This window comes from Rhodococcoides trifolii (assembly GCF_014635345.1).
In the GTDB taxonomy this organism is placed as follows: Bacteria; Actinomycetota; Actinomycetes; order Mycobacteriales; family Mycobacteriaceae; genus Rhodococcoides; species Rhodococcoides trifolii.
In genome coordinates this window covers 1,202,004-1,215,631 of the sequence record NZ_BMCU01000002.1, presented here as the reverse complement: position 1 = coordinate 1,215,631, position 13,628 = coordinate 1,202,004, and the positions used below count along the sequence as shown (strand labels likewise).

Genomic DNA, 13,628 nt, shown 5'->3' with positions numbered 1-13,628 from the left:
GCCCCTCGGAGACGATCTCCGAGGGGCTTTTTCGTGTCCTAGGCCGTGCGGCGTGTGAGCGCCAGATGCTTCTCCACGGCGGGTCCGATCTGCGCCAACGCGGCTGGTTCCGTCATTGCGACGTGTGCGCTGTCGACCGCGTAGTCGACGATGCCGCCACCGACGTGCGCTCGCCAGGCGGACGCGTTGCGCGTGTGGTCGTTGCGGTTGACCTCGTCGTCGACGGCGGTGAAGAACACGACGTCCCCGTCGAACCGGGCGGGCCGGAACGAGTGCGCGAGCTCGGTGCCGTTGACGTACGCGTCGTACAGACGCTCGAGGGTGTCCGTGGTCAACGTCGCCGCCGGTCCGCCCTGCGCCCGCAGAACCTCGGCGGCGTCGGCGACGGTCGGCTCCAACCCGTCCGGCAGGACGTGCCCGGTGAACTCCTCGATCAGATCCCGTACCGACGGCGTCGCCGATTCGAGGTACCGATCGGCGAGAACGTAGCTGTCCAGCATCGACAAGAACGCGACATCTTCTCCTACCGAACGCAGTTGAACCGCCATGGCGTGCGCGATCAAACCGCCGAGCGACCATCCGAGCAGGTTGTACGGTCCGTGCGGCTGAATCGATCGGATCTCACGGACGTAGTGACGCGCGACGTCCTCGATCGAGTCGAACGGCCCGCTCTCCCCCGAGATCATCGGCGCCTGCAACCCGTAGACCGGCTGCTCGGTGTCCAGATGCGCCAGGAGACCGGTGTAGCTCCACGACAGCCCGAAGGCAGGGTGAACGCAGAAGAGCGGTGAATGTGATCCCTTCGGGCGAATCGGCAGAATCGTGTCGAACGAATCCTCAACGCTGGCAGCCACTTCGGCGCTGCTCAGATGACTGGACTCGTCTATGCGTCGTGCCAATCCGGCCGCGGAGGAATCCGTGAACAACCACTGCATCGGAACGGTCACCCCGAGAGCGTCCCGTAGCTCCGTCACCACGCGGGTGCCGAGCAGCGACGTCCCGCCGAGTTCGAAGAAGTTGTCGTCCACGCCGATCTCGTTCGCACCGAGGACGGTCGAGAATGCCAGGCACACGGCAACTTCCGTGGGGGTGCCGGGGCTGCGGTGGACGGCCGTCGCGCTGAAATCCGGCTCGGGCAATGCCTTTCGGTCCAGCTTGCCCACCGCCGTCAGCGGAAGCGAATCGAGCACGGTGATCGACTGCGGCACCATGTAGCTCGGAACCCGCGCCCCGACGTGCCGGCGCAGGGCGTCGACGTCGATGGCCGTTCCGGCTCTCGGGAGCACGTACGTCACCAATGCAGTGTCGCCGGAATCGCGGGCGAGGCCCATCGTCACCGAGAACTCGGTGTCGGCGTACCCGTCCACGGCAGCGTCGATCTCGCCGAGTTCGATTCGGAAGCCGCGGATCTTGACCTGGTGATCGGACCGTCCGACGTAGACCAGTTCGAGGTCCGACCCCACCCGTGCCCACCGCACGAGATCGCCCGTGCGGTACATCCTCTCCCCCGGCTTTCCGCACGGGTCGGCCACGAATCGACCCGCGGTGAGGGCGGTGCGGTCGTGGTAGCCACGGGCGACCTCCGGCCCGGCCAGGTACAGCTCGCCCACGACGCCGACGGACACGGGATTGAGTCGCGAATCGAGCACCAGCGCGGAGACCCCACGAATGGGTTCACCGATCGTGACGGGCGCGCCCGGTGTCATCGGCGACCCCATGGTGGCGACGATGGTCGTCTCGGTCGGGCCGTAGACGTTGTAGAGGTTGCGACCCGGCGCCCACTTCTCCACCAGTTCGGGCGGGCACGCCTCCCCGCCCACCAGGACGTGGGTCAGCGATGTGGCCGCCGCCGGGTCCGCCGTGGCGAGTGCGGCGGTGGTGATGAACGCATGAGTGATGCGTTCGGACCCGAACAGCTCCGACAGTTCGGTGCCGCCGTAGACGGCGGGTGGAGCGATCACGAGGGTGGCGCCCGCGCCGTACGCGAAGAGCTGATCCATCACGGCAGCATCGAAGCTGGGCGTCGCGAAGTGCAGAATGCGCGATTCCGGCTGCACCGAGAAGCGGTCCTTCAGCTCTGCTGCGAAGTTGGACAACCCACCGTGCGTGACGACGACGCCCTTCGGCGTCCCGGTCGAACCGGAGGTGTAGATGACGTAGGCGGGGTGAGACAGCGTCAGCGTCCCCGACCGATCCAGGTCGGTCAGCGGGTCGGTGGATTCCCGCGCGAGTGTGGACCGGGTGTCCTCGTCGTCGAGTGCGATCCAGGTGGTCGCGGTGCCGGCCGCCACCGTCTCACGATGCGCCGTGATCGTGATTCCCAGCGGCGCAGCCGAATCGGTGAGCATGTGTTCGATGCGCGCGCTCGGATACGTCGGATCGATCGGCACGAACGCGCCGCCTGCCTTCGTCACCGCGAGCACCGTCGTCACCGATTCGATCGATCGTGTGAGAGCGAGGGCGACGAACGTCTCCGGCCCGACTCCGCGGCGAACCAGCAAGCGAGCCAACGCATTCGACCGTGCATCGAGCTCGGCGTACGTCAGGGCTTCGCCCGCGTACTCCACGGCGATCCGGTCCCGTGCGCCCACGAGAGCGCGCGTGAACGCAACCGGCAGCGTGATGGCCGGATCGGGGTCGGTGTCGGCCACGCACACCGGAGCGAGCTCGCGATGTTCGTCGCTGCTGAGAAGGTCGATGTCACCGAGGGGCTTGCCCGGGTTGGACGCCGCCGTGGACAGCACCGCCGTGAACCGTCGCAGCATGTCCGTGGCCGTCGACGCGTCGAAGAGATCGGTCGCGTAGTCCACCGCGATCGACAGACCGCCCGCATTCTCTCGCTCGGTCACGGTGAACTGCAGATCGAACTTCGCGATGCCCACGGCGATGTCGGCGGCCGCGAGCTCGAGTCCACCTACGCTCGCCGACGTGACGGTGTCGGTGCGGTGGGACAGCATCACTTGGAACAGCGGGTGGTGGCTTGTCGAGCGGGTCGGGCGGAGTACCTCGACAAGCCGCTCGAACGCGACGTCCGGGTGCGCGTAGGCGTCGAGGTCGACGCTTCGGACGCGCCGTAACGTATCGCTCACGTTTGCGGCGGGCTCGACGTCGGTACGGAGCACCAGCGTGTTGACGAACATGCCGATCATGCGGTCCAGCGCCTCGTCGCCGCGGCCGGCGACGGCCGTTCCGATCGAAATGTCCGTGCGTCCGGACAAGCGGCCGAGCAAGATCGCCAGTGCCGTGTGCAGCACCATGAACAGGGTCGCGTTCTCGCCCTGCGCAAGGTCCAGCAACCGCCGGTGTAGCGCGGCATCGATGTCGACGCTCGTCGACGCGCCCCGATAGGACGGGACGCGCGGACGTGGACGGTCGGTCGGCAGATCGATCCGATCGGGTGCCCCGGTCAGTGCCTCGGTCCAGAACGCCAGCTGGGATGCCGCGACGCTGTCGGGGTCGGTTTCGTCGCCGAGTCGCTTCTCCTGCCAGATGCTGTAGTCGGCGTACTGCACCGGCAGTTCCGGCAGTGTCGGTGCGGTGCCGGCGGTGCGTGCGGTGTACGCCGCGACGAGGTCGGCGGTCAGCGGTGCCAGCGACCACCCGTCGGCAGCGATGTGATGCAGCGAGATCACCAACACGTACTCCGCGCGACCTGTGGTCAGGAGGTACGAGCGCATGGGGGCTTCGGTGGTCACGTCGAAACCTGCCGAAGCCAGCTCGCGGACGCGGCCGGCGAGATCGGCTGCGGACACCGTCTCCACGGCCAGGTTCGCCTCGACCGAATCCGCGTCGAGGATCACCTGGTGCGGGCCGTTCGTTGAGTCCGGGAAGACGGTCCGCAGGCTTTCGTGACGGCGTCGGAGGTCGGCGATGGCCATGCCCAGCGCGGGCACGTCGAGGTCGCCGGTCAAACGTACGGCGAACGGAACGTTGTACGCGCCGGAGGTGGCGTCGAAACGGTTGAGGAACCACAGCCGACGCTGCGCGGCCGACAACGGAATATGTTGCGGGCGTTGCTGTGTCGTCAGCGCCGGGCCGGCGGTGGCTGCCGAGGTGGCGACCGCTTCGGCGAGTGCGGCCACGGTGGGGTGTTCGAAGAGCGAGCGCACACCGATTCTGACGTCGGTTGCCGTGGCAATGCGTGACACGACCTGCGTCGCGAGCAGCGAGTTGCCGCCGAGCTCGAAGAAGTGATCACTGCGGCCGATGCCGTCTCGGTCGGCGCCGACCACGTCGGCGAAGATCTCGGCGACGACGGTTTCGAGTCCCGTTCGCGGAGCCTCGAATTCGCCTCCGGCGGAGGCGAACACCGGTGCGGGCAGCGCGCGCTTGTCCAGTTTGCCCACCGGGGTGAGCGGCACGGTGTCGAGGACGGTGATCGACGCCGGCACCATGTGCGGAGGGAGCACCGACTGCAGCGACGTCGTTACCGACTGCGTATCGAGTACGGCGCCGGTGCGAGCCACGACGTACGACGCGAGTGTGCTGCCCTCGTGCACCACGGTGTGCGCGAAGGTGATGTCGCTCAGACCGGTGAGAGCCGAGTCGATCTCACCGAGTTCGATGCGGAATCCGCGAAGCTTGACCTGATCGTCGGCGCGCCCGACGAATTCGAGGGCGCCGTCCGCGGTCCAGCGGACCACGTCGCCGGTACGGTACATCCGCTCGCCGTCGCGACCGTGCGGATCGGCGACGAACCGAGATGCGCTCAGGCCGGAGCGGTTCAGGTAGCCGCGGGCGAGCCCGACGCCGCTGAGGTAGAGCTCGCCCGTCACTCCGTTCGGAACGGGGGCGAGTCGGGCGTTCAGAACGGTGGCGCGCACACCGCGGATGGGGCGCCCGATGGTGACGGGTTCTGCGGAACGCAGTTCGGCGATGCTCGCGACGATGGTGGCTTCGGTCGGGCCGTACCCGTTGAACATCTCTCGGCCCTCGGACCATCGAGTCACCAGGTCCGCGGAGCAGGCGTCACCGCCGACCACGACGGTACGCAGAGACGGTAGGTCACCGGGTGCGATGTCGACGGTCGCGAGCGCCGCCGGCGTGACGAAGGCGTGGGTGACCCCGGCGCGCTCGATCAGCTCGGCGAGTTCGCGGCCACCGTAGACGTCGGACGGGGCGATCACGAGGGTGGCACCGGCGCGGATCGCTAGGAGCAGTTCCAACACCGAGGCGTCGAAACTCGGTGATGCGAAGTGCAGAGTTCTCGAATCCGGCGTGACGGAGAACCGCTCTCGTTCCTCGTCCGCGAAGTTGGACAGACCCGAGTGCGTGACGACCACGCCCTTCGGCACCCCGGTGGACCCCGAGGTGTAGATGACGTAGGCGGGGTTGTCGACCGAGGTCCGAGACGGAAGGGAGGCCGTCGACCGCTGTGTGAGGTCGTCGCCCACGACGGTGTCGTCGAGTGCGAACCAATCGATGTCCGTCGGCAAGGTGTCCGCGTGCGCGGTGGTCGTGAGCCCGAATGCTGCGCCCGAATCGGTCACCATGTGCGCGATGCGGTCGTGCGGGTATTTCGGATCGACCGGAACCCATGCAGCTCCCGACTTCGTCACGGCCACCATGGCGACGACCGACTCGATCGAGCGTGAAAGACCGAGCGCGACAATGGTTTCAGGACCAGCGCCGCGGTCGATCAAGAACCGGGCGAGCTGGTTCGACCGTTCGTCGAGATCGCGGTAGGACAGGGCCAGTGCCGACTCGGCGTTCCGTCCGTGCGACGGGTCGAACGTGACGGCGATGCCGTCGGGGTCCCGGCGGGTGACGGTCTCGATCATCGACGCCAGCGTCTCGGCGCGAGCTCCCGCTGCACCGCGACGGTCCACGAGGTCTTCGCGCTCACCGTCGACTAGCAGGTCGATGTCACCGACCACGACGGACGCGTCTGCGGCGACTGCGGTGAGCAGCCGCACGAGGCGCTGCGCGACGGAGTCGATCGTGTCGGCGTCGTAGAGATCTCGCGTGTAACCGAACTGGAACGCCGCGGCATCGCCCCGCTGCGAGACGCGCAACTCCAAGTCGAACTTGCTCTTCTCGATGTCGATCTCGTCGGCCTCGACCGTCAGCCCGGGCAGCTCCACGACGTCGTCGGCGGCCGTCGCGAACGCGAGTACGACCTGAACGAGCGGGTGACGTCCGGAAGATCGGGTCGGCGACACCGCATCGACCAATCGCTCGAAGGGCAGATCGGCGTTCGCGAACGCGTCGAGATCCGTTGTCCGCGTGCGAGCGAGCAGCTCTTCGAACGTGTCTGCAGATCGAACGGTGGAGCGCAGGACGAGGGTGTTCACGAACATTCCCACGAGATCGTCGAGGCGAGAATCACCGCGCCCGGCGATCGGCGTTCCGATCGCCACGTCGTCGGTGTCGGCGAGACGAGCCAGCAGGACCGCGAGCGCGGTGTGCACCACCATGAACAGGCTCGAGCCGGTGCGCGCGGCCAGCGCCGACAGGGCACCGACCACGTCGGCGTTCACCTCGAACGGGTGTACGCCTGCCCTGTACGTCGGCAGTGCGGGGCGTGGTCTGTCGACGGGGAGGGTGACCTCGTCGGGGAGGCCGTCCAATGCCGTGGTCCAGTAGGCGAGTTGCTGCGCGGCTCGGGACCGCGGATCGCTCTCGTCGCCGAGCATCGTCCGCTGCCAGAGGCTGAAATCGGTGTACTGCACGGGCAACGGTGACCACGCGGGGGTCGAACCTGCGGCCCGCGCGGTGTAGGCCGTCATCACGTCACGGGCCAGTGGGCCGAGGGACCAACCGTCGGCTGCGATGTGATGCACGACGAACGCGAGAACGTGCCGATCCGGGCCGGTCTCGAACAACGCGGTACGCAGCGGCGTGTCTGTCGTCAGATCGAACCCGGCCGACGCGAAGCTGCGAATGGACTCGGCGACAACGGAATCGGAAACGCGTCGGCGCTCGAGCGTCGGTACGACATCGGTGAGTACTTCCTGGCGTGGCCCGTGATCACTGTCCGGGTACCGCGTTCGTAGCGTCTCGTGCCGGCGCACCAGATCGGCGAGCGCCGCATCCATTGCGTCGACGTCCAGGGCGCCGGACAACCGGACCGCGAACGAGATGTTGTAGGCGTTCGACCCCGCGTCGAACCGGTTCAGGAACCACAGTCGCTGCTGTGCGAGCGACAGCGGAACGACGTCGGGCCGCTCCGCCGCGGGCACCGCCACCAGCGGTGCACGCGAGTCGTCTCGCTCCAGCTCGTCGAGCCGGGATGCGAAGGCCTCCACCGTCGGTGCCTCGAAGAGAACACGCACCGCGACGTCGGTACCGAGCACGGCAGAGAGTTGCGCGGTCACTCGCGTCGCCATCAGCGAGTTGCCGCCGGATGCGAAGAAGTCGTCGTCCAGGCCGACCTCGGTCACGCCCAGGACGTCGGCGAACACCCTCGCGACGTCGTGTTCGAGTGTCGTTGTGGGCGCACGGTATTCGTGCTCCACGGCGGCGAACACGGGCTCGGGAAGCGACTTCTTGTCGATCTTGCCGGCCGGTGTCAGCGGAAGTGTGTCCAGCACGGTGATGGACGCAGGAACCATGTACGACGGGAGCGTCGCGGCAGCTCGGGTGGTCAACTCCTCGACGCTCACCGGCCCCCTGACGCACACGTAGGCGGCGAGCCGGGTGACACCGGTCTCCGAGACATGCGTCGTGGTGAACGCGAACGTGACCGCAGGCTCGCGCAGCAGCACCGCGTCGATCTCGGTGAGTTCGATGCGGTGACCACGAATTTTCACCTGGTCGTCGCTGCGTCCGAGGTACGTGATCTCGTGGCTGTCCGTCACCGCGACGACGTCTCCGGTGCGGTACATCCGCTCCCCCGTATCGCCGTAGGGGTTGGCGACGAATCGCTCCGACGAGAGCGCGGTGCGGCCGAGGTAGCCGCGCGCGAGGGCGGGACCGGCGAGGTACAGCTCGCCGCGCACACCCGCGGGTGTGGGGTGCAACCGGCGGTCGAGGACCAGAGCGGTGACGCCGGGCAGGGGTGTGCCGATGGTCACCGGTCGGTCGGCCTCGAGCGGCGCCGTCATGGTCGCAACCACGGTGGCTTCGGTCGGCCCGTACAGATTGCGCATCACCCGACCCGGTGCCCAACGGGTCACGAGATCCGGATTGCAGACGTCGCCTCCGACACCGACGAATTCGAGATCGACGAGCCCCGACGGGTCGCACGTCTCGAGTGCAGCCGGCGTGACGAAGGCGTGGGTGACCCTCTTCTCACGCAGCAGCGTGGTGAGTTCGGCACCGCCGTAGACGGTGCTCGGCGCAATCACCACGGTGGCTCCCGCGGCGAAGCCCATGAGCAGTTCCAGCATCGAGGCGTCGAAACTCGGGGACGCGAAGTGCAACGTTCGGGATGCGGCTCCGATGCGATACCGCTCCACCTGTGTGGCGGCCAGATCGGCGATGCCGCGGTGGGTCACCACGACGGCCTTGGGAACACCGGTCGATCCGGAGGTGTAGATCAGGTAGGCCGGATTATCGACCCGCACAACGGGATCGAGTTTCTCTTCGGGGTCGAGTGTCACCACCGGTTCGGCGTCGAGCTCGATCCAGTGCACCGCACCGGGCAGCTGTGCGGTGTGCTCGCGCACGGTCAGACCGATGCGGGCACCGCTGTCGCGGATCATGTGCTCGATACGGTCGGACGGGTAGCGCGGGTCGACCGGGACAAACGCTCCCCCGGCCTTCGCCACTGCCCACAGGGCGGTGATCGATTCCACGGACCGTCCGAGAGCAAGCAGCACAAGGGATTCCGGTCCGACCCCCTGCGCGGTGAGAACCCGTGCGAGGAGCGTGGAACGCTCGTCGAGCTCGCGGTACGTCATCTTCTCCGACCCGAACTCGACGGCGGCGGAGTCGGGATGCACCCGCGCAGCGCGTGTGAGCAGCTCCGCTAGAGTCCCCGATTGTCCCGACGGGCCGCCGCTGAACGGGACCAGTGCGCTGCGCTCGTGCTCGGACAGCAGGTCGATGTCGCCGACCGACGTGTTCGGATCTGCCGCGACGGCCTCGAGAACGGCGGTCAGACGCGTCGCGAACGCGGCGGCCGTCTCGGGGTCGAACAGGTCGACCGCGTATCCGAACGTGAGCGACAGACCGGCCGGTCGGCCCGAGGAGAACGACTCCGACACCGACACCGAGAGGTCGAACTTGGCTGTGTCGGAGACGATCTCGTCGACCTCGACGGTCATTCCCGGAAGTTCGACGCGGGTAGGCGCCGTGTTCTCGAACGACAGCGCGACCTGAAACAGTGGGTGGCTCGCGGTCGACCGGGTTGTCGACACCGCGTCCACGATGCGTTCGAACGGAACGTCGGCGTGCGCGAAGGCTTCGAGGTCGGTGTCGCGAACCTCGCGAAGGAGGTCGACGAATCGCACGTGCGGAGCGGGTGCCGATCGAAGGACGAGCGTGTTGACGAACATGCCCACGACTGCGTCGAGGGCCCGGTCGCCGCGGCCCGCGATCGGCGATCCGATGGTCACGTCGTCGACATCGGCGAGCCGACCGATCAGTACCGACAGTGCGGCGTGCAGAACCATGAACATGCTCGCCGAGCGATCACCCGCGAGGGCGGCCAGCGACCGATGCACGTCCGCATCGACGGTCACGGTGTGCTGAGCACCCCGGTAAGTCGGTGCCGGCGGGCGCGGACGATCCGCGGGGAGGTCGACCACCTCGGCGACCCCGGCCAACTGAGTTGTCCAGTAGTCGATCTGCTTCCGTGCGGTGCTGGTGGGATCGTTCTCGTCACCGAGACTTGCGCGCTGCCAGATGCTGTAGTCCGCGTACTGCACCGGAAGCGGTGCCCATGCCGGGGCGTCACCGGCGACGCGCGCGGTGTACGCGGTCATGACGTCGGCGGCGAGCGGGCCGAACGAGAACCCGTCCGCCGCGATGTGGTGCAGCACGATCGCGAGGACATGGGTGGGTGCATCGGCGTCGATGACCCTGAGGAGGGTGACGCGCATCGGGCGGTCGACCGTCACGTCGAAACCAGTCGTCGCCGCGGCGATCAGACGTTCCCGAAGTGCGGCCTCGCGCACGTCGTCGGTGTCGAGTTCGGCAACGTCCGCGGCATGGACGATCTGGTGCGGTCCGTCGGTGCTGTCGGGGAACGTGGTCCGCAACGATTCGTGTCGGTCGAGCACGTCCGTGAGCGCGGAGGCCAGCGCATCCCGGTCCACGTCACCGGTCATGCGAATGGCGAACGGCATGTTGTAGGCAGGGGACGCCGGGTCGAAGCGGTTGAGGAACCACAGGCGTTGCTGCGCGGGAGAGAGCGGAATCTGCTCGGGGCGAGGGCCGGCCACGAGTGGCAGGCGGGTGTCGGAGTCATCTGTGGTCGGGTGACCGATTCGGTCGGCCAAAGCGGCGACCGACGGCGCTTCGAACAAATCCCTGATGGTCACGTCGGTTCCGAGGTCACTACTGAGCCGCGACACGACCTGCGTTGCGAGAAGGGAGTTTCCGCCGATCTCGAAGAAGCTGTCGTGAACGCCGGGCTGCGGTACTCCTACTACGTCGGCGATGGTGTCGGCGATCTGTTGCTCGACGCTCGTGCGCGGTGGGACCGACGGAGCGGTCGACACCTCGCGCTGCGGCGCGGGCAGCGCTTTACGGTCCACCTTTCCGTTCGCGCTGAGCGGCATCTCGTCCAGAACCATGAACAGGGTGGGCACCATGTACGCGGGGAGGACCTGCGACAGTTCCGTGGTGAGGTCCGCGGGGACGATGCGGTGACTGTTCGCCGACGCCACGTAGGCGACGAGCTCGGTCTCACCTCGGTCGTCCGTATGCGCCACGGCCACTGCGTGATCGACAGCGGGCTGGTCCATCAGGGCCGACTCGACCTCGCCGAGCTCGATGCGGAGACCACGAATCTTGACCTGGAAATCGGTGCGGCCCAAATACTCGACGTGCCCGTCTGCGCGCCACTTCGCGAGATCGCCGGTCCGGTACAGACGCTGTCCGCTTCGACCGTAGGGACTCGCAACGAACCGGTCGGCGGTGAGATCGGGCCGCGCGACGTATCCACGCGCGAGTTGTGTTCCGGCGAGATACAACTCACCGGCGACACCGACCGGAACCGGTTCGAGCCGGGCGTCGAGGACGTACAGGCCGGTGTTCCACACCGGTGACCCGATCGGAACCGTCGTGTCACCGGGCCGGTAGGTGTAGTGGCTGACGTCGACGGATGCCTCGGTGGGGCCGTAGAGGTTGTGCAGTTCGCGTCCACCCAGTGCGCTGAATCGGGTAGCGGTGTCGGGGGCGAGCGCTTCGCCGCTGCAGAAGACGCGGCGCAGCTTCGGCACGGCATCGGCGGAGGCCGGTTCGGAGACGAACGCGCTGAGCATGGACGGGACGAAGTGGGCGGTGGTGATCTTCTTCTCGGAGATCACGCGTGCGAGATACCGCGGGTCGCGGTGGCCGTCCGGCGTCGCCACGACGAGCCGAGCCCCGGCCTGCAGCGGCCAGAAAAACTCCCAGACGGACACGTCGAACGTCGCCGGGGTCTTCTGAAGGACGGCGTCGGTGCGGTCGAGCGGGTACCGCTCCTGCATCCAGAGAAGCCGGTTGACGATGCCCGAATGCGGTACGGCGACGCCTTTGGGGCGGCCGGTGGACCCGGAGGTGTAGATGACGTACGCGGTGTTGTCACGGTGGAGCGGCGTGACGCGCTCGTCGTCGGTGATCTCGGACCGATCGATCCCGTCGAGAGACGTCGTGTCCACGTCGATCCGAACGGTGTCGCCGGGCAGAGTCGGCCGGTCGCGGGTCGAGGTCAGTACACACACCGGCGCTGCGCTGTCCAGCACGTAGGCCAGGCGGTCCGCGGGATGGTCGGGATCGAGCGGTACGTACGCGCCGCCCGTCTTGATCACGGCGTACATCGCGACGACGAGGTCGAGCGATCGGCGCATCGCCAGGGCGACGGATCGTTCGGGCCCGACCCCACGGCCGATCAGGATCCGGGCCAGGGCGTTCGAGCGGCGATCGAGCTCGGCGTAGGTGAGCGTGTCGTTCTCGAACTCCAGGGCCACGGCGTGCGGCGTACGACGGACCTGCGCGGCGAAGAGGTCGGGCAGCGTGGTGGCAGGGACGGCGTGGGCGGTGTCGTTCCAGGTGTCGAGGACCTGGCGGCGTTCGTCCGGTTCGATGACGTCGAGACCGGAGATCCGGGTGCGCGAGCCGCGTCCGAGGAGGTTCTCGAAGAATGCGAGGAAGCGACGGTGGTGGCCACGCAGCTCGTCGGTGCCGTACAGGGCGGGGTTCGCCTCGAAGTCGATGTTGAGCCGGGCGCCGGCGTCACTGTTGTAGACGTTGAACGTCAGATCCTCGATGGGACCGCTGGAGAGCAGATGCAGATCGCCCTTCAGATCACCGAGTCGAACCTGCCAGTCGAACAGCATGATGTTCACCATCGGCCCGAAGAATCCGCGGTGCATCGACGCGGTCCCGTGATCGCGGCGGATGTCCTCGTGGCGATATTTCTGATGGCGAAGGGCGCCGGTGATGCGCAACGTCACCGCATCGACGAGGTCGCCGAGGTTGGTGTCGGAATCGATGTGGATTCGGATGGGGACCACGTTGGAGACCATCCCGCCGGACCGGCGCAGGGCCGCGGTGGTGCGAACCGAAACCGGCAGGCTCAGGACCACGTCGGCGGATCCGGTGATGCGGTGCAGGTACGCCGCGAACGCGGCGGCCACGACTGCCGCTGCACTGGCATCGAAGCGCGTTGCGGCGTCGGCCAGCAGTTCGTTCACGGAGGCATCGAGAACTGCGTTCTCGCGCAACCGGTTCGGCTCCGCAGGTGCGGTCCGATCGGACAGTCCGAAAGAGTCTGCAAGTCCGAAAACTTCTGCAGCCCAGTACGTGCGGTCGGTCTCGAAACGTGTGGATTGACGGTACGCACGTTCGGATTCGTAGATCTTTGCGAGCGGAGACGCTGTGCTGGTGACGGATTCACGACCCGCGGCTTTGTCGGTGTACAGCTCGGCGACGCGGTTCATGGCCGTCATGGCGCCGAATCCGTCGCCGGCGATGTGATGCATTCGCGTGTACCACAGGTACCGATCGTCGGCGACACGCAGAAACACGTTCACGGTCAACGGATCTCGGTCGATGTCGACCGGTCGCCGCATCTCCTCCTGCATCCAAGCCAAGGCATGGGCGATGGGGTCCGCTTCGCGGCGGACGTCCATCCGGGTGGAATGGATGGACGCTTCGGGGTCGACCACCTGGTAAGGCTGGCCGTCGATCTCGACCAGACGGATACGGCCGGACTGCAATTCGGCACCGGCCTGATTGCCGGCAAGCTCGAGCAGGTCGACGTCCAGATCACCGTGGATGTCGACGTACTGGGCCACGGTGAGCGGCACCTCGGGGGCGAGTTTCTGCGCGAACCACAAGCTGGTCTGAGCAGGTGAAAGAGGAATAGGGTCCAGTGTTGCTGCGTCGCTTGCGCTCTCGGCGCCGCCGGAGCGGCGACGAGCAGTGGGATTGTTTTCGGTCTCCGCAGAAGAGGGCACCGTTCGCTCCGTTCATGACGTCGATCGTCTCTGTCGCAGAAACGACGCACACATCAAACCGAAAGCTGAACGCGGTGA

Annotated in this window: 1 protein-coding gene; it reads right to left on the bottom strand. The window is 67.3% G+C overall.

The features are described 5' to 3' along the window. Positions 1–38 precede the first annotated feature (38 nt). Positions 39–13,550 (bottom strand): non-ribosomal peptide synthetase, encoded by a 13,512-nt coding sequence (locus tag IEW02_RS12870; RefSeq protein ID WP_229745978.1) that lies wholly within the window; start codon positions 13,548–13,550, stop codon positions 39–41. Positions 13,551–13,628 lie beyond the last annotated feature (78 nt).